At 69.3% G+C, this 25,728-nt stretch carries 23 protein-coding genes and 1 tRNA gene; 21 read left to right on the top strand and 3 right to left on the bottom strand.

Annotated elements, in window-relative coordinates; all coding sequences use genetic code 11:
- The 3 genes from H8B08_RS16270 to H8B08_RS16260 form a co-directional block, all read left to right on the top strand.
- Positions 1-1,397, top strand: a 1,397-nt coding sequence (locus H8B08_RS16270; protein WP_222934535.1) for an OprO/OprP family phosphate-selective porin, incomplete at its 5' end; no start/stop codon positions are given.
- Positions 1,398-1,416: 19 nt separating this feature from the next.
- Complete coding sequence (locus H8B08_RS16265) at positions 1,417-2,949, top strand: hypothetical protein (RefSeq protein WP_222934534.1); 1,533 nt, start codon at positions 1,417-1,419, stop codon at positions 2,947-2,949.
- A 28-nt stretch (positions 2,950-2,977) separates the two neighbouring features.
- Positions 2,978-4,090, top strand: a complete 1,113-nt coding sequence (locus H8B08_RS16260) for an amidohydrolase family protein (RefSeq protein ID WP_187451238.1) — start codon at positions 2,978-2,980, stop codon at positions 4,088-4,090.
- A gap of 6 nt (positions 4,091-4,096) precedes the next feature.
- Here the strand turns inward: H8B08_RS16260 and H8B08_RS16255 are convergent, their stop codons facing one another.
- The gene (locus H8B08_RS16255) at positions 4,097-4,732 is read right to left on the bottom strand and encodes a hypothetical protein (protein WP_187451237.1); all 636 of its coding nucleotides are present in this window, start codon (positions 4,730-4,732) and stop codon (positions 4,097-4,099) included.
- Positions 4,733-4,809: 77 nt separating this feature from the next.
- Here H8B08_RS16255 and H8B08_RS16250 point away from each other — a divergent pair, with 77 nt between their 5' ends.
- The 3 genes from H8B08_RS16250 to H8B08_RS16240 all read left to right on the top strand — a co-directional run bounded on the left by H8B08_RS16250 (position 4,810) and on the right by H8B08_RS16240 (position 10,003).
- Positions 4,810-5,616, top strand: a complete 807-nt coding sequence (locus tag H8B08_RS16250; protein ID WP_187451236.1) for a hypothetical protein — start codon at positions 4,810-4,812, stop codon at positions 5,614-5,616.
- A 235-nt stretch (positions 5,617-5,851) separates the two neighbouring features.
- On the top strand, positions 5,852-8,245 hold the full coding sequence (locus tag H8B08_RS16245) for a TonB-dependent receptor (protein ID WP_187451235.1): 2,394 nt from the start codon (positions 5,852-5,854) through the stop codon (positions 8,243-8,245).
- A 129-nt stretch (positions 8,246-8,374) separates the two neighbouring features.
- Positions 8,375-10,003: a long-chain-fatty-acid--CoA ligase gene (locus H8B08_RS16240; RefSeq protein ID WP_187451234.1), complete on the top strand. Its 1,629-nt coding sequence runs from the start codon at positions 8,375-8,377 to the stop codon at positions 10,001-10,003.
- Between the two features lie 9 nt (positions 10,004-10,012).
- Here the strand turns inward: H8B08_RS16240 and H8B08_RS16235 are convergent, their stop codons facing one another.
- Positions 10,013-11,101, bottom strand: a complete 1,089-nt coding sequence (locus H8B08_RS16235) for an AraC family transcriptional regulator (RefSeq protein WP_222934533.1) — start codon at positions 11,099-11,101, stop codon at positions 10,013-10,015.
- A 135-nt stretch (positions 11,102-11,236) separates the two neighbouring features.
- Here H8B08_RS16235 and H8B08_RS16230 point away from each other — a divergent pair, with 135 nt between their 5' ends.
- The 9 genes from H8B08_RS16230 to H8B08_RS16190 all read left to right on the top strand — a co-directional run bounded on the left by H8B08_RS16230 (position 11,237) and on the right by H8B08_RS16190 (position 20,446).
- Entirely contained in the window at positions 11,237-12,217 is a 981-nt protein-coding gene (locus tag H8B08_RS16230; protein ID WP_222934532.1) for a quinone oxidoreductase, read from the top strand.
- Positions 12,218-12,240: 23 nt separating this feature from the next.
- Positions 12,241-13,089 (top strand): TauD/TfdA family dioxygenase, encoded by an 849-nt coding sequence (locus H8B08_RS16225; protein WP_187451233.1) that lies wholly within the window; start codon positions 12,241-12,243, stop codon positions 13,087-13,089.
- A gap of 73 nt (positions 13,090-13,162) precedes the next feature.
- Positions 13,163-14,224 carry a 3-keto-5-aminohexanoate cleavage protein gene (locus tag H8B08_RS16220; protein ID WP_187451232.1) on the top strand — a complete coding sequence of 354 codons (1,062 nt, stop codon included), beginning with the start codon at positions 13,163-13,165 and terminating at the stop codon, positions 14,222-14,224.
- A 121-nt stretch (positions 14,225-14,345) separates the two neighbouring features.
- Complete coding sequence (locus H8B08_RS16215; protein WP_187451231.1) at positions 14,346-15,641, top strand: MFS transporter; 1,296 nt, start codon at positions 14,346-14,348, stop codon at positions 15,639-15,641.
- A 10-nt stretch (positions 15,642-15,651) separates the two neighbouring features.
- Positions 15,652-15,801, top strand: a complete 150-nt coding sequence (locus H8B08_RS16210; protein WP_187451230.1) for a hypothetical protein — start codon at positions 15,652-15,654, stop codon at positions 15,799-15,801.
- A 12-nt stretch (positions 15,802-15,813) separates the two neighbouring features.
- The gene (locus H8B08_RS16205; protein ID WP_187451229.1) at positions 15,814-17,550 is read left to right on the top strand and encodes an acyl-CoA dehydrogenase; all 1,737 of its coding nucleotides are present in this window, start codon (positions 15,814-15,816) and stop codon (positions 17,548-17,550) included.
- Positions 17,551-17,662: 112 nt separating this feature from the next.
- Positions 17,663-18,799 (top strand): dipeptidase, encoded by a 1,137-nt coding sequence (locus tag H8B08_RS16200; protein WP_187451228.1) that lies wholly within the window; start codon positions 17,663-17,665, stop codon positions 18,797-18,799.
- Positions 18,800-18,897: 98 nt separating this feature from the next.
- Positions 18,898-19,626: a hypothetical protein gene (locus H8B08_RS16195; protein ID WP_187451227.1), complete on the top strand. Its 729-nt coding sequence runs from the start codon at positions 18,898-18,900 to the stop codon at positions 19,624-19,626.
- Between the two features lies 1 nt (position 19,627).
- Positions 19,628-20,446, top strand: coding sequence for a DUF5677 domain-containing protein (locus H8B08_RS16190; protein ID WP_187451226.1), 819 nt, complete (start codon positions 19,628-19,630; stop codon positions 20,444-20,446).
- Between the two features lie 127 nt (positions 20,447-20,573).
- Here the strand turns inward: H8B08_RS16190 and H8B08_RS16185 are convergent.
- Positions 20,574-20,663 (bottom strand) — tRNA-Ser (locus tag H8B08_RS16185).
- A gap of 187 nt (positions 20,664-20,850) precedes the next feature.
- Between H8B08_RS16185 and H8B08_RS16180 the strand changes: the two genes are divergently transcribed.
- The 6 genes from H8B08_RS16180 (at position 20,851) to H8B08_RS16155 (ending at position 25,677) form a co-directional block, all read left to right on the top strand.
- Positions 20,851-21,354 carry a septal ring lytic transglycosylase RlpA family protein gene (locus H8B08_RS16180; RefSeq protein ID WP_255500896.1) on the top strand — a complete coding sequence of 168 codons (504 nt, stop codon included), beginning with the start codon at positions 20,851-20,853 and terminating at the stop codon, positions 21,352-21,354.
- An 81-nt stretch (positions 21,355-21,435) separates the two neighbouring features.
- Positions 21,436-22,404 carry an SPOR domain-containing protein gene (locus H8B08_RS16175; protein WP_187451224.1) on the top strand — a complete coding sequence of 323 codons (969 nt, stop codon included), beginning with the start codon at positions 21,436-21,438 and terminating at the stop codon, positions 22,402-22,404.
- 38 nt (positions 22,405-22,442) lie between these two features.
- Positions 22,443-23,084, top strand: a complete 642-nt coding sequence (gene tmk / locus H8B08_RS16170) for a dTMP kinase (RefSeq protein WP_187451223.1) — start codon at positions 22,443-22,445, stop codon at positions 23,082-23,084.
- Positions 23,077-24,069: a DNA polymerase III subunit delta' gene (locus H8B08_RS16165; protein WP_187451222.1), complete on the top strand. Its 993-nt coding sequence runs from the start codon at positions 23,077-23,079 to the stop codon at positions 24,067-24,069. The genes tmk and H8B08_RS16165 overlap by 8 nt, the downstream gene beginning before the upstream one ends.
- Positions 24,070-24,088: 19 nt before the next feature.
- Positions 24,089-24,868: a TatD family hydrolase gene (locus H8B08_RS16160; protein ID WP_187451221.1), complete on the top strand. Its 780-nt coding sequence runs from the start codon at positions 24,089-24,091 to the stop codon at positions 24,866-24,868.
- On the top strand, positions 24,865-25,677 hold the full coding sequence (locus tag H8B08_RS16155) for an MBL fold metallo-hydrolase (RefSeq protein WP_187451220.1): 813 nt from the start codon (positions 24,865-24,867) through the stop codon (positions 25,675-25,677). Before H8B08_RS16160 ends, H8B08_RS16155 begins: the two co-directional genes overlap by 4 nt.
- The last annotated feature ends 51 nt before the right edge of the window (positions 25,678-25,728 follow it).

The following is a 25,728-nucleotide window of genomic DNA, read 5'->3' as shown; positions in this document are numbered from 1 at the left end:
CGCCGGCGCCGGCGGTGTTCGCGTCGGCGCCGATCGGTCGCGATCCCGGGGCGTCCGCCGACGCGACGCCCTCGGCCGACGATGCGCCCCTGCCGGCGCCGCCCCAGACCCCGCCGCCGGACGCGACGACCCCGGCGCTCGTCCTGGCCCGGCAGCAGGAGCCGGTCGAGGCGGAGGACTTCGAGGAAACCGACCGCCACTTGCCCGCCTACGAGCCCGGCAAGGGCTTCCTGTTCGTCGACGAAAAGGAGGGCGAGCTGGGCATGGGCATGTTCAGCTACGCCCGCTACATCAACCAGAACGGCTTGAACCCGACCTATGTCGACGCCTTCGGCCGGACCAAGTCGGTCGAGCGGAACCAGAGCCTCCAGTTCCAGAAGATCAGCATGAACCTCAAGGGTTGGCTGTTCGACCCGAAGTTCCGCTACTACTACTTCTTCTGGACCGCGAACCCGAACATGGGCGAGGGGGCGCAGGTCGTCCTCGGCGGCTATTTCCAGTACCGGTTCGACCCGGCGTTCATCGTCACGGCCGGCGTGATGCCGGTGCCGACCACCCGCAGCACCAACTACACCTTCCCGAACTGGCTGCGGAACGACAACCGGGTGATGGCGGACGAGTTCTTCCGCGGCTCGTACTCCACCGGCATCGACGCTCAGGGCGAGATTCTGCCGCGCCTGCATTACCGGGTCGCCCTGACCAACAACCTGGCCCAGCTGGGCATCAGCGCCGCCCAGCTGAACAACGGCCTGGACACCGTCTCGGGCGCGGTCTGGTGGATGCCCACGACCGGCGAGTTCGGCCCGTCGAACGGCTTCGGCGACTACGAGGAGCACGAAAAGCTCGCGACCCTGTTCGGCGCGCATTTCACCTCGAGCACCGAGACGGCCCAGGAGCAGCCGGGGGTCAACACCATCGAGAACAGCCAGATCCGCCTGTCGGACGGCACCCTGCTGTTCAGCCCCAACGCCTTCAACACCAGCGGCAGCATCACCCAGGCCGACTACCGGATGGCCGCGGTCAATGCGGGCATGAAGTACCGGGGCCTCTATCTGGAGGGCGAGTACTACTGGCGCTGGGTCGACGACTTCGTGGTCACGGGCGGCACGGTCCCCGTCGATAGCCTCTACGACCACGGCTACACCCTGCGCGGCTCGGTGATGTTCGTGCCCAAGCGGCTGCAGGGCTACGTCACCGGCTCGCACATCTTCGGCGAGTACGGCGACCCGTCGGAGATCGCGCTCGGGGTCAACTGGTATCCGTTCCAGCGCAAGGAAGTGCGCCTGAACGCCCAGGCCCTGCGGCTCGACCACTCGCCGATCGGCAGCAACGTGCTGGTCGCCCAGGTCGGCGGCGACGGCTGGGTGTTCAACACCGACCTCATCGTCCAGTTCTGACCGGGCGGGGGAGGGGGCATTGACGACGCCCGCCCGACTCCTCGGGACGGCCCTCGCCGGCCTGGCGGTCTCCGCCGGGGCGGGCCAGGCCGCAGCCCAGGTCTCGCCGGGCCCGCCCGATACGGCCCGCATCGAGCGCGAGCTCGACGAGATCAACGCCATGCGCCGCGACCTCGCCCGTCAGATGCAGGCGCTGGACGCTCGAGTCGACGCCCTGGAGACGGAACTGCACGGGCCGGTGGCGACCGCGGACGCCGCGGCCGCTTCGCCGGCCGAGCTCGCCGAAGCGCCACCGGCGCAGGCCCAGGAGTTTCCGGCGCTGCCGGTCCCCGTCTCGCCGACCCAGACGGCGGAGGCGGGCGGGATCTACGAGCCGGGCCGGGGCGTAGTGCTGATGCGCCGGCCGCAGGGCGAGCTGGTGTTCAGCCCCTTCACCTACGCCCGCTACATCAACCAGACGGCGCTGGAGCCGACCTACACCGACGCCTTCGGGCGCACCACGCGGCTGCACCTGCGCGAGGACGTACAGCTGCAGAAGGTGACGCTGAACTTCCTGGGCTGGATCGCCGACCCGCGGCTGCGCTACCAGCTTTACGTCTGGACCTCGAACACCAGCCAGGGCCTGGGCGCCCAGGTGGTGGTGGCGGGCAATCTCGGCTGGCGGTTCAACGAGCACTTCAGCCTGGGGGCCGGGATCGGCAGCCTGCCGACGACGCGCTCGACCAACGAGACCTTCCCGTTCTGGCTGCGCAACGACAACCGCACCATCGCCGACGAGTACTTCCGCGGGTCCTACACCAGCGGGATCTGGGCCTGGGGAGAGATCACCGACAAGCTCTATTACCGGGTCATGGCCGGCGACAATCTGAGCCAACTGGGCGTGGACGCCGGCCAGCTGGCGGCGGGGCTGAACACCGTCTCGGGCGCCCTGTGGTGGATGCCGACCACCGGCGAATACGGCCTGCGCAGCGGCTTCGGCGACTGGGAGGGGCACGACAAGGCCGCGACCCTGTTCGGGGTCAACGTCAGCCGCAGCCGCGAGGACGCCGAGGAGCAGCCGGGGCAGAACGCCTTTGAGAACGTGCAGCTGCGCATCTCCGACGGCACCCGCATCTTCCAGCCCGGCGCCTTCGGCACCGAGGGCCAGATCCGGCGCGCCACCTACGAGATGCTGGCGATGAACGGCGGCGTAAAATACCGCGGCTTCTCGCTGGACGGGGAGTACTACTGGCGCTGGCTGGACGACTTCAAGACGATCGGGGACATCCCGTTCGACCGCTTCTTCGACCACGGCTTCCAGCTGCAGGCCTCGGCCATGCCCGTGCATCAGACGGTCCAGGTCTACGCCTCAGGGTCGAAAATCTTCGGCGAATTCGGCGACCCCAGCGACCTGGCCCTGGGGCTCAACTGGTGGCCGCTGTCGCGCCAGGAGCTGAAGCTGAACGGCCAGGCCCTCTGGCTCGACCGCTCGCCGGTCGGGAACAACGCCCTACCTTATCCGGTCGGTGGCGACGGTTGGACATTCACGACCGACGCGGTGCTGAAGTTCTAAGGCGCCGCCCGGCGGAGGAGACGGTGCGATGGCGCGGCCTGGGCAGCTTCTCGGAGGCGCGGCGGCGGCCGCCCTGATCGCTTCAGCCGCCGGCGCGGCGCAGGCCCAGGACTCGCCGGACACGGTCGCGGCCGTGCCGCCGAAGGGCAAGACCTGCCTGTTCAACGACTCCCACTTCCACCTGACCAACTACATCCAGGAAGGCCCGCCGGCTCGCGACGTCCTGAAGATCATGGACGGCCGGGTGTGCCGCTCGGCCCTGTTCGGCATTCCGCTGCAGCAGCAGTGGTCCTACCGCGTGACCGCAGGCAGGGCGCCGAAGTACTACATGGATACCGACGCGCATCTCTATTACTACTCCTTCACCGACGCCGATATCGCCGTGCGCTACCTGGCGCTCAGCCCGGAGGAGCGGGCCCGGTTCGATCCGATGATCACCGGCTTCAACCCCACCGACATGTACGCCGCCGATCAGATCAGGCGCGTGCTGAAGACCTATCCCGGCGTGTTCACCGGCATCGGCGAGTTCTCGATCCACAAGGAGTTCGTCTCGTCCAAGGTGGCCGGCGACGTGGCCAGCCTGCTGGACCCGGCACTCGACCGGCTGCTCGACTTCGCCGGCGAGGTCGGCCTGCTGACCATCATGCACAACGACATCATCATGCCGTACTCGAAGGCCGAGTACTCGCCGATCTACTTCCAGCAGCTCACCGACGCGCTGCGCAAGCACCCGAAGACCACCATCATCTGGGCGCACATGGGGCTGGGCCGGGTGGTGCAGCCGCCGGCCGAATTCCGGGCCTTCATCGAGTCGATCCTGAACGATCCGGGGATGAGCCACGTCTACTTCGACATCTCGTGGGACGAGGTCGCGAAGTACGTGATCAAAGACGAGGAGACCGTGAAGGTGGCCGCCGAGGTCATCAACGCCCATCCCGACCGCTTCCTGTTCGGCACCGACGTGGTCGCGCCCAGGGACGCCGAACACTACTTCGCCGTCTATCAGATGTACCAACCGCTCTGGGCCGCGCTGACGCCCGAGGCACGGGAGAAGGTGCTGAAGGCCAACTACGTGCGCCTGTTCGACGCCGCTCGCACCAAGGTGCGGGCCTGGGAGAAGGCGAACCTGACGACGCCCTGAGGCGGTTCACGCCGCCGGCAGACGAACGCCCTGGATCAGGCCGAAGAGAAAGGTGAGGGCGGCGGCGACGGTCAGGATGGTCCGCAGGCGGGGGCGGCGGAAGGTCTGCGCCATGCCGGTCAGGAACAGCACCAGCGCGAAGATCACCCCGTTCTGGACATAGGCTTCCGACATCAAAGTGGCGTTGCGCGCCCGCGCCGCCATCTGGTCGGCCTTGCGGTCCAGCTCGACGACACGGACGGCTTGCGCCAGGCGGTAGGACCGAAGGTCGAACGGCGTGTCCGGGCGTCCGGGCATGCGGCGTTCGCGAGCCGCCTTCCAGACCTGGAAGGTCTGGCGGAATTCCGGGCGGAACTGGCCCTCGTAGATCTGCATCGCCTTTGCGTCGCCGCGCCCGTCGGCCTCCAGCCAGCGCACGAACATCTGGAAGTCCAGGGACTGCTGGGCCAGCGCCTTCACCTCGGAGCGGTTGGCCTGGGTCCGCAAGCCGCCCACCTCGGCCGTGCTGCGGGTCTGCACCGTGCTCCAGCGGGTCGCCTGGTAGCTGCTCCACGACCCGGCGAGACTCGCCAGCGACATCAGCACAAGTGCGGAGATCTCCAGCGCTTTCCATTCGCGGCGTTCGGCGGGGCTGTCGGCCATCGGTGCTGCGGCTCCAGATCGTGCAACCCGCAGCGTCGCCGCCCGGTTGCCCGAGACTTCAGCTGCAGGAGGCCGGGATGCAGTTCCTGAACACCGCGCCGCTCTGGCTGATCGGCTTTGTGCTGGCCGCGGTGATGGTCACCGCCGAGGAGATCGGCTTCCACTGCCGGATGCTCACCCAGCGTGGAGGGAAGGAAGAGAAGGGCGAGGAGCGGGTCGGCAATCTCGTGGGCGCGGCGCTGGCCCTGCTGGGCCTGCTGTTCGCCTTCACCTTCGCCATGGCGCAGGATCGCTACGACCAGCGGCGACGGCTGGTCATGCAGGAAGCCAACGCGGTGTCGACCAGCTACCTGCGCTACCAGGCCTTCGAGGAGCCGGAACGCAGCCGGCTCAGCCGTCTCATGCGCGACTACGCGGTGTTGCGCAGCGAGGCGTTCGACGCACAGCGGGAGCGCGAGAAGCTGAACACGCTGGTCGCCCGCACCGCGGCCTACCAGGCCCAGATCTGGGACGCCGTCCTCGCCGCCCTGGCCCGGCAGCCCGCCCTGATCGAGCCGGTGATGGAGAGCACGAACAACATGTTCGAGATCACCGCCATGCGCCGGGCTATGGTCGACGCGCGCATTCCGTCCTCGATCCTGGTCGGTCTGCTCGCCTTCGCCGTCCTGACGGCCTTCTTCACCGGCTACGGACTTGAGCTGGAGCGCCGCCACCGCGCGCCGACGGCCGTGCTGTTCCTGCTGTTCGCTTTCGTCTTCCTGCTGATCCTCGACCTGGACCGCTCCTACAGCGGCCCGATCCGGGTCAGCCAGGCGTCCATGGTCCGCGCCGCCGAGACCATCGCGGCGCTGGAAGCGGCCAAGCTAGAAGCGCCCAGCCCCTGACCGCCGCGACCGGTTGACGCGAGGGAAGCCGGCTTAGCGGCGTGCCGCCCTTGCGACACAGGGAAACCTTCCGGATCAGGAGGTTCCCGCCCGTCGCCATATGCAAAGACCGTGTCATGAAATGAGAAGTCGCCGCCCCTGATGCGGTGCTTTCCTCCGTGCAAGGAGGTCGTCTGCTTCGTCAGCGGGCGGCGCCGAGAACAGGCCCGATCAACGGAGCCTTCGGGGGAGACAAATGAAGATTCGTCATTGGCGTTTGCTCGCCGGCGCGTCCACGCTGGCGCTGGTGGTCGGCACCGCGGCCTCGGCCTATGCCCAGGCGCAGCCGGAAGACAACAACTCGGTCGAAGAGATCGTCGTCACGGCACAGAAGCGGGAACAGGCGCTGCAGGACGTGCCGATCTCGGTGCAGGCCCTGACCTCGGAGACCCTGCAGGAAGCCGGCGTCGTCGACATGAAGTCCGTGTCGAACATCGTGCCGTCCCTGAAGACCCAGGAAAGCTTCCAGCCGGTGGCCCAGGCCTACCGTATCCGCGGCATCGGCTCCGAGCCCTCGATCCCGACCTTCGAACCGGAAGTCGGCCTGTTCATCGACGGCGTCTACATGCCCCGCTCGGGCCTGGGCGTCGGCGACCTGGTCGACGTGGCGCGCGTCGAAGTGCTGTCGGGCCCGCAGTCGACCCTGTACGGCAAGAACGTCAACGCCGGCGTGATCAACGTCGTCACCGAAGCGCCCTCGCACGACTGGGAAGGCAGCCTGGCCGCGACCGTGTCGCAGTTCCAGGGCGGCAACGACGCCATGGCCTACCGCCTGGCCGGCTCGGTCTCCGGCCCGATCAGCGACAAGGTCCGCGTGCGCCTGACCGGCGTGAACTACGACCAGGACCACACCTACCACAACCTGATCCCCGGCAAGGGCGACGCCAACGACATGCACCGCTACGCCATTCGTGGCGAGGTGGCGCTGGATCTCGGCGAAAACACCACCCTGCGCGTGGCCGCCGCCCGCAGCGAGATCTACGACACCGACGCCATCAACCCGGAAATCTACATCCAGCCGACGTCGAGCTACTCGTCGGGGCCGGGCGACAACTCCATCTGGATCCTGCAGCACCACCCGGTGCTGGCGCCCATGTTCGGCGTGTCGCCTTGCCCGAACACGGACACGCGCGACCGGGTGATCTGCACCACCGACCCGACCCACACCAACGGTTACAACAACGTGGTGTCGGCGACCCTGACCAGCGAGATCGGCGGTCTCGACTTCACCTCGATCACGGCCTGGTCCAACTACAAGTCGCAGACCACCACCAAGGACGTCGCCCAGGCGCAGTACCCGCTGCTGACCTACTTCGACACCCAGGCCGGTGAAACGATCAGCCAGGAACTCCGCCTGGCCTCGCCGGTCAGCGACACCTTCGAGTGGCAGGTCGGCGCGACCTTCATGGTCAACGACTTCAACCGCGGCAACGAGGGCAAGACGCCGACCTTCGTCCTGGCCGCCGCCGCGCCCTTCGTGCCGCTGCCGGGCGCGCCGGCCGGCTTCGTTCTGGGCACGCCGGGCGACAGGGGCTTCCTGGATTCCGACTCGTCCTCGACCTATTACGCCGCGTTCGGCCAGGCGACCTGGCACGTCACCGACCAGATCAACCTGTCCGGCGGCCTGCGCTGGCAGCATGAGTCGAAGGAAGCCTCGGTCCACAACCGCTCCGCGGTCACGCCGCGGGCGGCCCCGCAGGGCAGCCTGAACCTGATCACCTTCCTGCTGACGCCGACCGGCGTGAACGGCGACGTCGCCATTCCGGACATGGACAACTTCGTCGGCAACGTGACCGCCGACTACCACCCGAACAGCGACACCATGTTCTACGCGACCTACTCGCGCGGGGCTAAGTCGGGCGGCGGCAACATCGGCTTCGGCAACGCGCCGCTGTCGGCCCGTCCGTTCAAGCCGGAGACCGTCGACAACTACGAAGTCGGGGCCAAGCTCGACCTGCTCGACAAGCGCGTCCGCCTGTCGACGGCGGCCTTCCACACGGTCTACGAGGACTACCAGAACGCCGGCTTCCTCGGCGCCCAGTTCCAGGTCAACAACGCCGAGGAAGTGGTCGTCGACGGCGTGGAGGCCAACGGCGCCTTCGTGCTGGGCCACGGCTTCCACCTGACCGCCAGCGCCACCTACCTGGACTCGCGCTACGAGAAGTACACCGGCGGCGCCTGCCACGCACCGTGGCCGCAAGCTCCGGCTCCGCAGCCGGCCAACTGCGACCTGTCCGGCAAGCCGCTGCCGATCGCCCCGAACTGGAGCACCTCGGTCGGCGTCGACTACGCCCACAGCGTCGCCTGGGGCGAAGTCTACGCCCGCGGCGACTGGGCCTGGTCGTCGGAGTACTTCACCAACACCAACCTCGACCCGCGCCTGGTGCAGCCCTCGTACTCGCTGTTCAACGCCCGCCTCGGCGTGCGGGCCGGCGACGGCTACGACATCTCGGTCTTCGCCAACAACCTCCTCAACGAGAGCGTGGTGGTGCAGGACGCCGTCACCACCCTGTTCGGCAAGGACCCGTCCTACCAGCGCTTCCTGGCTCCTCCGCGCGAGATCGGCGTGACCCTTCGCAAGGAGTTCTAAGGCCCCGGGAAACTCACTGGTTTCCTTCCCTAACGGCGCGGCTTCTCCAGGGGCCGCGCCGTCTCTTTTTCCGCGTCCGGCCAAGCCGGGTCGACGCGGACGCTTCAAGACAGTGACGGAGTTCGCGCCATGCTGGGCCTGATGCAGAACTGGCCTCTGACCATCGACAAGATCCTGGACCACGCGAAGGCGCTGCATGGCCGGCGGACCGTGGTCACCCGATCGGTCGAGGGGCCCATCGTCGAGACCACCTATGCGGAGCTCCACGACCGGGCCAAACGCGTCTCAAGCCTGCTGAAGGCGTGGGACGTCGGAGCCGGCGACCGGGTCGCGACGCTGGCCTTCAACACCGGCCGGCACCTTGAATGCTGGTACGGGATCATGGGAATCGGGGCGGTCTGCCATACGCTCAATCCGCGCCTGTTCCCCGAGCAACTGGCCTGGATCATCAACCACGCCGAGGACCGGGTGATCTTCGCCGATGTGGTGTTCGCCCCGCTGCTGGCCCAGATCGTCGATCGCTGCCCGACGGTGGAGCGCGTCGTGCTGCTGACCGACCAGGCCCACATGCCCGCGGGCCTGCCGGCCGGCTGGGAATGCTACGAAGACCTGCTGCACCGCCAGGACGCCGACTGCGCCTGGGGCGGCTTCGACGAGAACACCGCCGCCGGCCTCTGCTACACCTCCGGCACCACCGGCGATCCGAAGGGGGTGCTGTACTCGCACCGCTCCAATTTCCTGCACGGCATGCTGGCCCTGCAGACCGACGGCCTGGGCGTCTCCAGCCGCGAGGTGGTGCTGCCGATCGTGCCCATGTTCCACGCCAACGCCTGGGGCGTGGCCTTCGCCGCCCCGGCCGCGGGCGCGAAGCTGGTCATGCCGGGCGCGAAGCTGGACGGCGCCAGCGTCTACGACCTGATCGAAGGGGAGGGGGTGACCTTCTCCGCCGCGGTGCCGACCGTGTGGGGCGGGCTCTTGCAGCACATGCGAGCCAACGGCCTGAAGCTTTCCACCCTGAGGCGGGTGGTGATCGGCGGCTCGGCCTGTCCGGAATCGATGATCCGCGCCTTCCACGACGACTACGGCGTGGACGTGATCCACGGCTGGGGCATGACCGAGCTGTCGCCGATCGGCGCGCTGTGCCAGCTGCCGCCCGAGATCGCCGCCCGGCCGTTCGACGAGCAGGTGCCGGTCCGGCTGAAGCAGGGGCGTGCGCCGCTGACCGTCGAGATGAAGCTGGTCGACGACGCCGGGCGTCCCGTGCCGCACGACGGCCGCACGCCGGGGCGGCTGGTGGTGCGCGGCGCGGCGGTCGCGGGGGCCTACTACAAGGGCGCAGGCGGGACGGTGCTGGACGCCGACGGTTTCTTCGACACCGGCGACGTCGCCACCCTGGACCCCGACGGCTTCATGCAGATCACCGACCGCGCCAAGGATGTCATCAAGTCCGGCGGCGAATGGATCAGCTCCATCGACATCGAGAACATCGCCGTCGGCCATCCCGCCGCCGAGCTGGCCGCGGTGATCGGCGTGGCCCACCCGAAGTGGGACGAGCGCCCCCTGCTGCTGGTCAAGCTGCGCGCCGGCGAGCAGGCCACCGAACAGGACTTCCTGGCCCACCTCGAGGGCAAGATCGCCAAGTGGTGGACGCCCGACGCGGTCGTGTTCCTCGAGGACATCCCGCTGGGCGCGACCGGCAAGATCGACAAGAAGCTGCTGCGCGAGCGGATGAAGGACTACCGCCTGCCGGCCGCCTGAGCCTTCGCGTCACTCCGCCCTTGGCTTGCGGCCGTGCTCCGCACGCCACTGGGCGGGGGCGGTCCCGAACTGGGCGGTGAACCAGCGGGTGAACGAACTGGGCATGGAATAGCCGAGCAGCTCGGCGATCCGGCCCAGCGCGTATTTCTCGTTCTGCATGTAGCGCAGCGCCAGGTCGCGGCGGACCTCGTTGATCAGCTCGGAGAAGTTCGAGCCGGCGTCGTCCAGCTGCCGCTGCAGCGTGCGCACGTTCAGGCCCAGCCCCTGAGCGACCAGCTCGATGGTCGCCCGCCCCATCGGCAGGAACAGGTAGATCGCGCGTCGCACGTCGCGCACCACCGACGGCTCATTGGCGCTCTGCAGCGAGTCGACGAAGCGCTGGGCGTAGCGCGCCATCACCGGGTCGGCGGTCGGGTTCTTCTGCTCCAGGTCCGCAGCAGAGCATACGAAGCCGTTGAAATCGCTATCGAACTCGAACTTGGTCGACGATCCGAACACGCGGCGGTGGACCTGCAGGTCGGCCGGTGCGGGATGGGTGAAGTTCACGCTGTAGGGCCGCCAGTGCGCGCCCAGCACCGTCCCGCACATCCGGAACAGCACCCCCAGCGCCAGCTCCGTGGCCTGGCGCGAGGCGACCGGCGTGTCGGTCACCACCTCCTGGCGCACGATCACCGTGTCGCCGGCCTGCTCCAGGTAGATGGCCAGGGCCTCGTTCAGCAGGTGGCGGTACTGGATGGTCGTCCGCAGCGCGTCGCCGAGCGTCGCCTGGTGGGTCAGCAGCAGGCTGATCGCCCCCATGTCCGACAGCTGACGCGACTCGGCCATCCGCAGTCCGAAGGTCGGGCAATTGGCTTGCCGCGCGGATTCTTCCAGCAGGTTGGCGGCGGCGCTGACCAGCACCCGCTGCTCCGGGTCCGCAAGCGTCGCCTGGCTCAGGCCCACGGCGCGGAGCAGGGGCTGCGGGTTGAGCCCCAGGCTGCGGGCGACCTCGAAGTAGTTGGTCAGGACGGCGGCGCGGACCAGGGTGCTCATGGCGAAATCGTACGGCAGGGCGCGGAAGCGCCGGGCGGCGGCGGAACGCCGCGGCCCGAGTCCCACGAGCCTAATCCTCGTGTCATGAAATGAAAAGCGGTTGTCGTCGGATGGTGAGCGCCCCGCTCGGGGGCTCACATACGGTCCCAGGCCAAACAGAGGCGTCCGAACAGAGGCGTCCAGCCCAGTAGGCCTGAGGAAATGCTGCACAAAGCCGTTCGCTTTCACGAGACCGGGGGCCCCGAGGTCCTGCGCTACGAGGACGTCGAGGTCGGCGCGCCCGGGCCGGGCGAGGTCCGCATCCGCCACGTCGCGGTCGGCCTGAACTTCGCTGACACCTACTTCCGCACCGGCTACTACCCGGTGAAGCCGACCTGCGGCATCGGCGTCGAAGCGTCCGGCGTGATCGAGGAGGTGGGCGAGGGCGTCACGGGCTTCGCGCCCGGCGACCGCGTCACCTACACGGGCAGCCCGCTGGGCGCCTATTCGACCGCCCGGGTGATGCCGGCCGGCTCGCTGATCAAGCTGCCGGAGACCATCGCCTTCGAGACCGCCGCGGCCATGACCATGCGCGGCCTGACCTCGTCCTACCTGCTGCGGCGCATCTGCCCGACGCTGAAGGCCGGCGACACCGTCCTGCTGCACGCCGCCGCCGGCGGCGTCGGCCTGATCGTGTCGCAGTGGGCCAAGCTGCTGGGCCTGACCGTCATCGGCACCGTGTCGACCGACGCCAAGGCCGAGATCGCCCGCGCGCACGGCTGCGACCACATCATCCGCTACGACCATGAGGACGTGCCGACCCGCGTGCGCGAGATCACCGGCGGCGAGGGCGTGGCCGTGGTCTACGACAGCGTCGGGGCGACCACCTTCCAGGGCTCGCTGAACTCGCTGAAGCGCCGCGGCATGCTGGTCTGCGTCGGCACCGCCTCCGGCCCGATCCCGCCGATCGACGCCCTGCAGCTGGCCATCAAGGGCTCGCTCTACGTCACCCGCCCGGCGCTGGCCGACTACATCGCCGACCCGGCCGAGCGGGCCGAGCTGGCCGGCGAGCTGTTCGGCCACGTCGCCGCCGGCCGCATCAAGATCGAGGTCAACCAGCGCTACGCCCTGGAGGACGCCGTCCAGGCCCACCGCGACCTCGAGGCCCGGAAGACCACCGGCTCCTCGATCTTCGTGATCTGACGCGACCGGAGAGGGAGGGGACAATGCGAGCCGAAAAACTGACGGCCAACATCGGCGCCGAACTGTTCGACGTGGACCTGCGCGAGGCCGCCCGCAACGACGACCTGTTCGCCGAAATCAAGGCGCTGCTACTCCAGCACAAGGTGCTGTTCCTGCGCGACCAGGACATCGCCCGGGCCGACCACGTCGCCTTCGCCCGCCGCTTCGGCGAGCTGGAGGACCATCCGGTGGTCGGCTCCGATCCGGAGCATCCGGGCTTGGTGCGGATCTACAAAGACCTCGACAGCCCGCCGGAGCACTACGAGAACGCCTATCACTGCGACGCCACCTGGCGGGACGAACCGCCGATGGGCTGCGTGCTGCGCTGCGTGGAGACGCCCGACGTCGGCGGCGACACCGTCTGGGTCAACATGGTCCAGGCCTACGCCGAGCTGCCCGACCATGTGAAGGCGCAGATCGACGGCCTGCGCGCGCGCCACTCCATCGAGGCCAGCTTCGGCGCGGCCATGCCGATGGAGAAACGCCACGCCCTGAAGGCGCGCTTCCCGGATTCCGAGCACCCGGTCGTGCGCACCCACCCGGAGACCGGCGAGAAGGTGCTGTTCGTCAGCGGCTTCGCCACTCACTTCGTGAACTTCCACCGGCCGGAGAACGTCCGCTACGGCCAGGACTTCGCGCCGGGCGCGTCCCAGCTGCTGAGCTACCTGATCGGCCGCGCCGCCATCCCGGAATACCAGGTCCGCTGGCGCTGGACGAAGAACAGCATGGCGATCTGGGACAACCGCTGCACCCAGCACTACGCGGTCCAGGACTACTGGCCGGCAGTCCGCAAGATGGAACGGGCCGGGATCATCGGCTGCAAGCCCTTCTGACCAGACACGGAAGTCTTCCCTGCGCGCCGCGGAGACGGCGCCTGTTTCGCCCAGAACTTTGAAGGAAACGCACATGAATTTCTTCGACGGCTCGCTGTTCCCCGAAAACCAGCAGAAGCTCGTGATCACCGCCGCGCCGTACGGGCCGGAGTGGATGCCGGCGGACTTCCCGGAAGACATCCCGGTGTCGATGGAAGAGCAGATCCAGAAGGCGGTCGACTGCTACAACGCCGGCGCCACGGTGCTGCACGTGCACTGCCGTGAGGACGACGGTCACGGCTCCAAGCGCCTGTCGAGGTTCAACGAGTTGCTGGCCGGCATCCGCGCCCGCGTGCCCGAGATGATCCTGCAGGTCGGCGGCTCGATCTCCTTCGCGCCCGAGAGCGACGGCGACGTGGCCAAATGGCTGTCCGACGACACCCGCCACATGCTCGCCGACCTGGAGCCCGCGCCGGACCAGGTGACGATCGCGATCAACACCAACCAGATGAACGTGATCGAACAGATGTGCGACGCGGACATCCGCGGCACCACTCTCGGCACGCCGGAAGGCCGTCGCGCCTACAGCGAGATGACCATTCCGGCCGGTCCGACCTGGGTGGAAGAGCACATTCGCCGCCTCTCGGCCAAGGGCATCCAGACCCACTTCCAGCTCGCCAACATCACCCAGCTCGAGACGGTCGAGCGCATGATGCGGCGCGGCGTATGCAACGTGCCCCTGATCCTGACCTGGGTCGCGATCGGCGGCGGTTTCGACCAGCCCAACATCTACAACCTGGCGAACTTCGTGCGCGGCTGTCCGGACGGCTCGGTGCTGACGCTGGAGAGCTCCATGCTCAACGTCCTGCCGATCAACATGATGGCCATCGCCATGGGCCTGCACGTGCGTTGTGGCAACGAGGACAACATCTGGACCCAGCGTCGCGACCGCAAGATGGGCAGTGTCGAGCAGATCGAGCAGCTGGTGCGCATCTCCAACGAGTTCGGCCGCGACATCGCCAGCTGCCAGGAGGCGCGCGAAATCTACAGGATCGGCGAGTTCTACAAGAACGCCGACGAGACTCTGGCGAAGAACGGCTTCGCGCCGAACCGCCAGCCGGGTGAGCGCGGCGTGCCGTTCCGTATGGCCGGCTGAGCCTTGCGCCGCGGGGTCGGGCGGTGAGGGGCCGCCCGACCCCGTTTCCATTTTCAGGGAGACGCCGCCCTCGGACAGGCCGAAGATGCCGCCGACGGCGATACGATCAGGAGGGCCGTCCATGGCCGTGATCCACGCCGGCGCCGCGCAGGCGCCCGCCGTGAAGGTTCCGCTGGCCTACGCCTGGGTGGTTTTCGCCCTGACGTTCGGCCTGCTGATTTCCGACTACATGTCCCGCCAGGTGCTGAACGCGGTGTTCCCGCTGCTGAAGACCGAGTGGGGCCTGACCGACACCCAGCTGGGTTCGCTCAGCGGCGTGGTCTCGCTGATGGTCGGCCTGCTGACCTTCCCGCTGTCGCTGCTGGCCGAATGGGTCGGCCGCGTGCGGGCCATCGCCGCCATGGCGGTGGTCTGGAGCCTGGCCACCTTCGGGTGCGCCCTCGCCCAGGACTACAACCACATGCTGTTGGCCCGCTTCCTGGTGGGCCTGGGCGAGGCCGCCTACGGCAGCGTCGGTATCGCGGTGGTGATCAGCGTCTTCCCGCCCCACATGCGCGCCACCCTGACCGGCGCCTTCATGGCCGGCGGCCTGTTCGGCTCGGTGCTGGGCATGGCGGCCGGCGGGATCGTCGCGATCCACTACGGCTGGCGCGCCGCCTTCGCGGCGATGGCCGCCTTCGGCCTGGTCCTGGCCGTGCTCTATCCGTTCGTGGTGCGCCAGTCGAAGGTGCACCCCAAGGTGAAGAAGGCCGCGCCGGCCGAGGGCGAGCCCGCGCGTCCGGGCTTCTGGAAGAGCCTCGGCACCCTGGTCTCCACCCCCTCGGTGCTGTGCGCCTACGTCGGCAGCGGCCTGCAGCTGTTCATCTCGGGGGCCATGCTGGCCTGGATGCCCAGCTACCTGAACCGCTACCACGCCATGGCCCCCGACAAGGCCGCCGTGACCGCCGCCGGCCTGGTGCTGGTCTCCGGCGCCGGCATGGTCGTCTGGGGCATGTTCGCCGACGCCATCTCCAAGCGCTTCAAGCCGCGCGCCGCCAGCCTGGCCGTCTTCCTGTGCGTGGCCTGCTGCGCCCTGCTGATGGTCGCCTTCCGCATGCCGCCGTCGAAGGAGCAGCTGCTGCTGATCGCGGCGGGCCTGTTCGTCGCCGCCGGCGCCACCGGCCCGTCGGGCGCCATGGTCGCCAACCTGACCCACCTGGCCGTCCACGGCGCGGCCTTCGCCGTCCTGACGCTGGCCAACAACCTGCTGGGCCTGGCGCCCGGACCGATCCTGACCGGCATGCTGGCCGACCGGTTCGGCCTGGACGTCGCCCTGCAGTGGATCCCGGCGATCGGCGCGGCCGCCGCCCTGGTCTTCCTGCTCGGCCGGCGCACCTACGCCCGCGACCTCGAGCGGGTCGCCGCCAGCGCCGGCTGAGCCCAGCCGTATGCCCGCCGCCGACGCCGAAGCGCGCCAGCCGCTCGCCTGGCTGGCCGCCCTCCTGACCGAAATGGCCGCCGTCTGGGCGCCGGGCCTCACGGCCCCGCCCGGCGGTCACCCCCTCGAACCGGGCGCCGAGCCCGAAACCGACGCCTGACCGAGTACCGCCATGACGTTCCGCGCGCCGACCCGCGACCTGCTGTTCGCCCTGACCGAGGTGGTCGGCATCGACCGGCTGACCGCCGCCTTCCCCGACTGCGACCGCGACGTGGCCGTCGCCGTGCTGGAGGCGGCCGGCGACCTGGCCGAGGGCGTGCTGGCCCCGCTGAACCGCGCGGGCGACCTGCACGGGGCGCGCTTCGAGGACGGCCGGGTGCGCGCCGCCCCGGGATTCGCCGACGCCTACCGGGCCTTCGCCCAGGGCGGCTGGACCGGCCTGGCGGCGGATCCCGAGCACGGCGGCCAGGGCCTGCCCAAGACGCTGGAGCTGGCGGTCTACGAGCTGATGCACGCGGCCAACACCGCCTTCACCCTGTGCCCGACTCTGACGCAAGGAGCCGTCGAGGCCCTGCACGCCCACGGCGACGCCCGCCAGAAGGCGCTCTACTTGCCGAAGCTCGTCTCCGGCGAATGGACCGGCGTGATGGACCTGACCGAGCCGCAGGCCGGATCGGACCTGGGCGCCGTGCGCACCCGCGCCGAGCCGGACGGGTCGGGCGGCTATCGCCTGTACGGGCAGAAGATCTTCATCACCTGGGGCGACCACGACTGCGCCGACAACATCGTCCACCTGGTGCTGGCCCGCCTGCCGGACGCGCCGGAGGGCGTAAAGGGCATATCGCTGTTCCTGACCGCCAAGCGGCTGGTCGGCGAGGACGGCGCGCTCGGCGAGGCCAACGCGCTGGGGCCGGTCGGCATCGAGCACAAGCTGGGCATCCACGCCTCGCCCACCTGCGTGATCCAGTTCGAGGGCGCCAGGGCCGAGCTGGTCGGGGAGGCCGGCAAGGGCTTGGCCCAGATGTTCACCATGATGAACTCGGCGCGGCTGAACATCGGCGTGCAGGGCGTGGGCGTGGCGGAACGCGCCTACCAGCAGGCGCTGGCCTACGCGCTGGAGCGCCGTCAGGGCCGCTCGGTATGGACCGGCGAAGCCTCGGCCCGGATCTTCGACCATCCCGACGTGCGCCGCACCCTGCTGCTGATGAAGGCGAAGACCGAAGCGGCGCGCGCCATCTGCCTGACCACCGCGCTGGCCGGCGACCTGGGCCGCACCGGGGCGCTGCGCGAGGCCGTGCTGACCCCGGTGGCCAAGGCCTGGTCCACCGACGTCGGGGTCGAGGTCGCCTCGCGCGGGCTGCAGGTGCACGGCGGCATGGGCTTCATCGAGGAGACCGGCGCCGCCCAGCACTATCGCGACGCCCGCATCGCCCCGATCTACGAGGGCACCAACGGCATCCAGGCCCTGGACCTGGTCGGGCGCAAGCTGGCCCTGGGCGACGGCGAGGGCGTGCGCGCCCTGCTGGCCGAGATCGACTTCGCCGTCGCCGAGCTGCAGGGGGTCGACGCCCTGGCGCTGGTCGCCGCCCGCCTTCAGGCCGGCGTGGCGGCCGCGCGGATGACGAGCGAATGGCTGCTGCAGCGGCGCGGCGAGGCCGACGCCCTGGCCGGGGCGAGCGGCTATCTGAACCTGCTGGGCGACGTGGTCGGCGGCTGGATGCTGGCCAAGGGCGCGCTGGCCGCCGCGCGCCGGGCGGAGACCGACGCCGATCCGTACTGGCGCACGAAGATCGTACTGGCGCGGCTGTTCGCCGAAGAGGTGCTGACCGGCGCCCACGCCCGTGCGGCCGCGGTCGTGCACGGCGCGGCCGACCTCGAGGCGGTCGGCCCGGAAGGCCTGGCCGCCTGAACCGGCCCGACCCCGTTCGTCGCAAAACCTCCCGGACGGACTCGCCGAACCGCGTTCCCCCAGCTTAGCTTCGGCGCGGGAGCGGGCTGTGCGCCCGCGACGGGGGAGCGTCATGATCGATCGTCGTCGGGTTGTGGGTGCGGCCGGGCTGGTCGCGATGGGCGGCGCAGCGGGCGGCCGGGCCTGGGCCGCCGAAGGACCGGCGCGCTGGCCGCGCATGCGCCAGGCCATGGCCATCGACGCCATGACCGGCGTCGACCTGTTCTACGTACCCGAAGACGATCCGGCCGCGCCGCAGCTGCTGCAGCACCTGCGCGAGTGCGGCCTGACCGGCGCGGTGATGACCGCCGCCCCGCAGGGCCGGTTCTGGCTCAACGACAAGGCCTACCAGGACACGCGCGCCCGCATCGACGAATGGAAGGGGCGCATCGACAAACACCCCGACGTGCTGCTGCTGGTGCGCGAGCGCGCCGACCTGGAACGCGCCCGGCGCGAGAACAAGGTCGGGGTGATCTTCACCTTCCAGGGCACCGAGCCCTTGGGCGAGGACCTGGACCGGATCGCCAGCTTCCGCGAGCAGGGCGTGCGGATGATCCAGCTGACCCACAACCGCCGCAACCTGGTCGGCGACGGGGCCCTGGAGCCCGGCGACGCGGGCCTCAGCAACTACGGCCATCAGGTGGTGGAGCGGCTGAACGCCGAGCGGATCGTCGTGGACCTGTCGCACGGCTCGCCGCGCACCATCCGCGAAGGCATCCTGGCCTCGAAGGCCCCGGTGCTGGTCGGGCACAGCGGCTGCCGCGCCCTGGCCGACGCCTCGCGCCTGACCTCCGATGCGAACCTGCGGCTGCTGGCCGACCGCGGCGGCGTGGTCGGGATCATCTTCTGGCCCTACCTGCGCGTTCAGGGCCAGCAGACCTCCGCCGACGTGATCCGCCACCTCGAGCACGCCGTCAGGATTTGCGGCGAGGACCACGTCGGCATCGGCACCGACCTCGGCATCTCGCCAATCGAGCTCACCCCGGAATTCGCCCAGGACAACCTGGAGACCATCCGGGACATGATCGGCCAGGGCATCTTCGCCAGGGACCGTTCGCCCGAAATGACCCTGTTCCCGCCCGACCTGAACGTCCCCAACCGCTTCGAGACCCTGGCCGCCAGGCTCTCCGCCCGCGGCTGGCCCGACGCCCGGATCGAGAAGATCCTGGGCGCCAACTTCGCGCGGGTGATGGGCGAAGTGTGGGGGTAGGGGAAAGAATCACGTCCCATTGCGGGCGGCGTCTGACGACGACGAACACAATCGCATAGACATTCCAAGACGGTCTCTACCGGCGCCGCAGGGGACTTATGAGCAAAAGCAAGCGGTCGTCGGTGCTTGGCGATCACAAGCGCATCAAGTCGAAGCTAGTGACTCCGTTCAACGACGCGTTCGGACCGATGCGCGAAGTGTCGTGGATCAACATGATGCTTCCAGAGCTCCTGTGGATCGCGCTCGTACAGGAAGCTTGGGGACCTCGCCGCGGGGTCGAGATCATAACCGCCTTTACGCGCGACTTGCGTGCAAGCGATCCAACGCGTGATCGCACGATTTGGGCAGCCGCCGGCAAGTTCGCAGCTCTACCCCGCGGCGTCCTTTCAAGCATCGTGGAAGGCCGGCCTTATCGGGACGACCTATGCGGTCCGCTTGCGCCGCTCCAAGCCCACTACCCCGACCATCCCATGCGCGAACTGACCCAAGCAGCCTCGGGAGAGCATTGGTCGCAAGATATTAGCGGGCTCAAAGCAATGGTTGGCGTACTATTCGACCGCTCCACGACGTGCGCCACCATGGTCCAGGCGACCGCGACATGGCTCGCATTCGATGCCGATCGGCTCAAAGTCTCGCCGGGCTTAGCACTCGCTGACTTCCCCCGGATTGAGGACTACCCCGAAACCGAGCAGTCGCAGCGGATCGCTGCGTCGATCCGCGCGACCCTCAACCAGATGTTCGGTGACGTCGACTTGATGGCATCGGGGACCAACTGGCCGACGGCCTTCTGGAACCGTGGCTTGGAACTCGAACCTTGCGAGTATTGAGATGACTCATCAGGACGCTGATGACGACGGTCACGAAGGCTCGGAACTTTGGCTGCTCATCGAGAACTATTGTACGGACGTGGATCAGGAACTCACGGCACGCTTGGAGGCATGGCCTCCCGACTTTGCTGAAATCCACGTCCACGAAGTGATCGGCGGCCTGCTCGCACGACAAGCAACGCTCGCCAAGGACATTTCCCGCGCGCCTTCACTGTGGACCGGGCATAGTGCGCCAATACTGCTACGCGCGATGGCTGACGCTTACATCAACATCGCATGGCTCCTGCTAGACCCCGTCGAACGCTGCCGCAAGTTCGTTCTGTTTGGGTTGGGTCAGGCCAAGCTCGAACTCGAGCATCGTCGCGCACAGATCGGCGCGCGCGAGCCGACGCCGCAGGAGGCCGCGATATTGGAAGCCAGTGAAAGGTGGATCGACAATCAGCGGATCGGCTGGTTGCTCGACGTAGACCTCGGAAAATGGTCGAGCCTGTCGGTACGTCAAATGGCCGAGGAGGCCAATTGCATCGACTTCTACAACTACGTCTACACCCCGTTTAGCGCCTGCGTACATTCAATGTGGCACCATATAGCGGGATACAACCTCACGGAGTGCAGCAACCCGCTGCATCGATATCATCGACGCCCGACCAGCGAGCAGTTCACGCCGGACATCCATTACCTCACACTCGCTGCAAAATACTGGAGCAAGACGCTCGGCACCTTCGATCGGGCACACGCCCTCGCGATCCCAAGTCCGGCGTCTTACGAGAAGCTGATTTCAGCCTTCACCGATGGAAAAGCCGATCCGCAGACGGAATGACGTGGACCATGTCGCGTTTCGGATAGGCGAGCATCGAGCGGCAGCGTGGGAATCAACGGCTCGCTACCCCTTGGTGGGGCGCAGTAATCCACGACAGGATCGAGGTATGGAGCGAAATCAGGCCGGATGGCGGACGGGGTGGGATTCGAACCCACGGTGGGCGTGAACCCACGGCGGTTTTCAAGACCGCTGCCTTAAACCACTCGGCCACCCGTCCAGGGCCGCCCTGATAGCAGGGCCGGACGGCGGAGGCGACCGCCGATCCGCTAACCGTGTTGCTTAACCCGCGATCTCAGCTTAGCCATTAGCCTGACCTTAGAGAGGGCCGTCGAGGGGCGGTCGCCGCGTGGGGCGGGCCGATGAGCCGGAGCTTCCTGGGGCCGCAAGGCCGACGTGCGTCGCGTATGATCGTCATGGGGCTGGCCTGCGCCGTTCTCGGCGGAGCCGCCCAGGCCGAAGAACCAGTCCCGCCGGCCGCACCGCCGGCGGAGAGCGCGAACCAAACGGCGGCGGACCCGGCGAGCTTCGAGCAGGTGGGCGCGGCGTCCTTCTACGCCGACCGATTCCAGGGCCGGCGCACCGCCAACGGCGAGACCTACGACGCGGACGAACTCACCGCCGCCCATCCCGACCTGCCGTTCGGCAGCGTACTGGAGGTCACCAACCTCGACAACGGCAAGACCGTGAAGGTGCGGGTGAACGACCGCGGCCCCTATCACGGCCGGCGCGTCATCGACCTGTCGCGGGCGGCGGCCGAGACCCTGGACTTCATGCGCCGCGGAACCGCCAAGGTCCGCATCCGGGCATTCCTGCCCGGCTCGACGCGGGCCATGACCCTGACCCCCGACGCGGGCGCTGCGCCGGCGCAGCCGACCCCGCCGTTCCTGCCGTCCTCGGGGCGTCGCTGATCGAACCTCTGCGGGGGTTCGCCGGTTTGTAAGCCGTCGTCGCCCGCTCCGGGCGACCTTGCTCGCCTCGCGGAGGGGAGGGTGGCTCACCCCGTGCGCGCCCAATTCGGCGGCTGGTTTCGTGCCCTGACGGCAGTCGCCGCGGCGGTCGCCGCCGGGCTGAGCGCCTGCGCCACGCCCGGCGTCAACGGTGCGGCCGGCGGGGCGCCTCTGCAAGGCGGGGCCGGCCAGTACGTGATCGGCGAGCCCTACGAGGTGCACGGGGTCTGGTACTACCCCCAGGAGCAGCCGGAATACGACGAGAGCGGCACGGCCGGGATCATCAACGACGACCGCGCCGGCCAGACCACCGCCAACGGCGAGGTCTATGACCCGGAGGCGCTGACCGGGGCGCACACCACCCTGCCCATGCCGGTGATGGTCGAGGTGACCAACCTCGACACCGGCGCCACCATCGCCCTGCGAGTCAACGACCGCGGGCCGTTCGACGCGCCCGGCGAGATCATCTCGGTGTCGCACGCCGCGGCCGTGGAGCTCGGCTTCGCCGACCGGGGCACGGCCAACGTGCGCGTGCGCTATCTCGGCCAGGCCCCGCTGGGCGATCCCGGCCAGTACGCCAACGACGGCGGCGCGCCGCAGTATCCGCCCGACGGAAGCGCGGGGGCGTATCCCCCGAACGGCGGGGGAGGCGGGGCCTACCCGCCGAGCGCCGCCCCGGGGGCCTACCCGCCAGACCCAGGCTATGGGACGGTAGATTCCCAGGCGCTTCCGGCGCCGGTCCCGCCCGAGGGCTACGGCGTCGGCGGCTATGGCGGCGGCGGGGGCTGGACCGTTCAGGCCGGGGCATACGAGGTGCCGGCCAACGCCCAGCGGGCGGTGGCCATGCTGAGCCGGGTCGCCCCGGCCGAAGTCGTGCGCGTGCAGATCGGCGGGCGGGTGCTCTACCGGGTGATCCTGGGTCCTTGGCCCGTGGCCGAAGAGGCCTTGCGGGCCCGCGATCTCGCCGCCGGAGCGGGCTTCCCCGACGCCATCATCAAGCGCCCGTACTAGCGCTTGCCTCCGGGCGCGATCCGGCCGAAGAACGGGCCGTGAGGCGAGGGCGGTTCATCACCCTGGAAGGCGGCGAAGGCGCCGGCAAGTCGACCCAGGCGCGACGCCTGGCCGACCGGCTGCGCGAGCGCGGCATCCAGGTCGTGCAGACCCGCGAGCCCGGCGGCTCGCCCGGCGCCGAGGCGCTGCGCGCCCTGCTGGTCGAGGGCGGGGCCGAGCGCTGGTCGCCGCTCAGCGAAGCCCTGATGATGTATGCGGCCCGCTCGGACCACCTGGAACGCGTGATCCGTCCGGCGCTGGAGAGCGGCGCCTGGGTGGTGTGCGACCGCTTCAGCGATTCCACCCGCGCCTACCAGGGCGCCGGCGGCGGCGTGTCGCCCGAGGTGATCGAGCAACTGGACCGCACCGTGGTCGGCGACGACCGCCCGGACCTGACCCTGGTGTTCGACCTGCCGGTCGAGGCGGGCCTGGCGCGCGCCCACCACCGGGCCGGCGGCGAGGCGCGGTTCGAGAGCAAGGGCGTCGACTTCCACAACCGCCTGCGCCAGGGCTTCCTGGCCATCGCTCTGGCCGAAGCCGACCGCTGCCGCCTGATCGACGCCACGCGCCCGGTCGACGAGGTCTCAGAGGCCGTGTGGACGGCCGTGATCGAGGCCCTGGAAGACGCCGGGCATGGCTGAGCCCGCGCCGCATCCCCGCGACGTCTACGATTGGCGCGGCCCCGACGCTCCCGAGCGCGCCTTCATCGACGCGCTCGAGCGCGGACGGCTGCACCACGCCTGGCTGCTGACCGGCCCCGAGGGCGTGGGCAAGGCCACCTTCGCCTACCGGGCCGCGCGCCGGCTGCTGGGCGCGGCGGAGACGCCGTCCATGGGCCTCTTGGGCGCCTCCCCCAGCGACGCCGTCAGCCGCCTGATCACCGCCCAGTCGCACCCCGACCTGATCGTGCTGGAACGCGCCGTGGTCGACGGCAAGGTCAAGAAGTTCATCTCGGTCGACGACGCGCGCGTGCTCCCCGAGTTCTTCTCCAAGGCCCCCTCACGGGCCGCCTATCGGGTCGCCATCGTCGACGCCGTCGACGACATGAATATCAACGCCGCCAACGCCTTGCTGAAAACTCTTGAGGAGCCGCCGGAGCGGGGCGTGCTGTTCCTGGTGTCGCATTCGCCGGGCAAGCTGCTGGCCACCATCCGCTCGCGCTGCCGCCGGCTGCCGTTCGCGCCGTGGAAGGCCGCCGAGGTCTCCGCTTTCGTGCATGAGCGGGCCGGCGTGAGCCTCGAGGACGCCGATCGGCTGGCCGCCATGTCCGGCGGCGCGCCCGGCCGGGCTCTGACGCTGGCCGGCGGCCCGGGGCTGGAATTCGACGACATGGCCCAGGCCCTGGTGCATGGCGCGCCCCCGCCGCAGGCCGAGCTGCAGCACCTGGCCGACAGCTTCCGCGGCCAGCCCGGCCAGGTCCGCTTCGAGCTGTTCTTCGAGCGGCTGGGCGACGCGGTGCGCGGCCATGCGACAGGGCAGGGGAACGCGCTGGGCTCGGCCGTTGAACGCTGGGCGTCGCTGTGGGACAAGCTCGCGGCCGCGCCGGCCCAGGCCGACGCGCTGAACCTCGACCGCGCCGACCTGTTCTGGTCGGCGATCGCCGACCTCAAGGCCCTGCGCGCCTGATCCCAGCTTAAAGACGACCATGCTCATCGACAGCCACGTCAACCTCCACGCCGCCCAGTTCGACGAGGACCGCGACGAGGTGATCGCCCGCGCCCGCGAGGCGGGGATCCGGCTGATGGTGGAGATTTCCGACAAGGTCTCGTCCTTCGACAAGACCCACGCCCTGGCCATGGCGCACGACGACATGTGGTGCACGGTCGGCACCCATCCGCACGAGGCCAAGGAGAACCCGGACCTGACGGCCGCCGAGCTGGTCGCGCTGGCGGCCCGTCCCAAGGTCGTCGGCATCGGCGAGTGCGGGCTGGACTTCCATTACGACCTCAGCCCCCGCGAGGTGCAGGCCCAGGTGTTCCGCGCCCACGTCGACGCCGCGCGCGAGACCGGCCTGCCGCTGGTGGTGCACACCCGCGAGGCCGACGACGTCATGGCCGAGATCCTGGAGGAGGAGCACGCGAAGGGCCCGTTCAAGCTCCTCATGCACTGCTACACCTCCGGCCCGCTACTCGCGAAAAAGGCTGCACAATTGGGCGCCTGGTTCTCGGTCTCGGGGATCGCCACCTTCAAGGCCGCCGACGGCGTGCGCCACGTGATCCGCCACTTCCCGGCCGACCGGATCATCGTCGAGACCGACTGTCCGTACCTGGCGCCGGTGCCCATGCGCGGGCGCAAGAACGAGCCGGCCTACATCCCCTACATCCTCGACAAGCTGGCCGAGATCCGCGGTTGGACCCGCGAGGAGGCGGAAGCGCGGACCGAGGACGCCTTCTTCAACCTGTTCGACCGGATCCCGCGCCCGTGAGCGGCGGCCTCGAGGTCACCATCCTGGGCAGCGGCTCCTCCGGGGGCGTGCCGCGCGCGGACGGCGACTGGGGCCTGTGCGATCCGAACGATCCCCGCAACCGGCGCTCGCGCTGCTCGCTGATGCTGCGCCGGACGCCGTTTCCGGACCCGATGCAGGCCACCACCGTGGTGGTGGATACTTCGCCGGATTTCCGCAGCCAGACCGCCGCGGCCGGGGCCAAGCGGGTCGACGCCACCCTCTACACCCACGACCACGCCGACCAGGTGCACGGGATCGACGACCTGCGCTGCTTCGCGGGCAAGATGCGCCGGCGTGTGCCGTGCTTCATGGACGCGGCCACCCACGCCAGCCTGATCACCCGCTTCGACTACATCTTTCAGGATCAGGCCGGCTATCCGGCCATCTGCGACGCCTACAAGATCCCGCCGCACGGCGAGGCCTGGGCGGTGGACGGCCCTTCCGGCGAGATCCCGGTGCGCACCTTCGACCAGGAGCACGGGGCGATCCGTTCGGTCGGCTATCGCTTCGGGCCGCTGGCCTATTCGCCGGACGTCTCGGCCCTGGGCCCCGACGCCCTGATCGCACTGTCGGGGGTGGAGGTCTGGATCGTCGACGCCCTGCGCTGGACCCCGCACCCGACCCACGCCCACGTGGACAAGGCCCTGGCCTGGATCGCCGAGGTGAAGCCGCGCCGCGCCATCCTGACCAACCTGCACGTCGACCTCGACTACGAGATGCTGGCCGCGCGCCTGCCGGCGGGGGTGGAACCGGCGTTCGACGGGCTGCGGTTCGAGGTGGAGCTGTAGCGGGGCCGAAATCCTCGTCCTTCGACAAGCTCAGGATGAGGATTTCTACTA

Origin of the sequence: Caulobacter sp. 17J80-11 (assembly GCF_014349105.1) — a bacterium.
Classification (GTDB): domain Bacteria; phylum Pseudomonadota; class Alphaproteobacteria; order Caulobacterales; family Caulobacteraceae; genus 17J80-11.
Note: the sequence above shows the minus strand (reverse complement) of the source record. Positions and strands in the feature narration are given on the sequence as shown.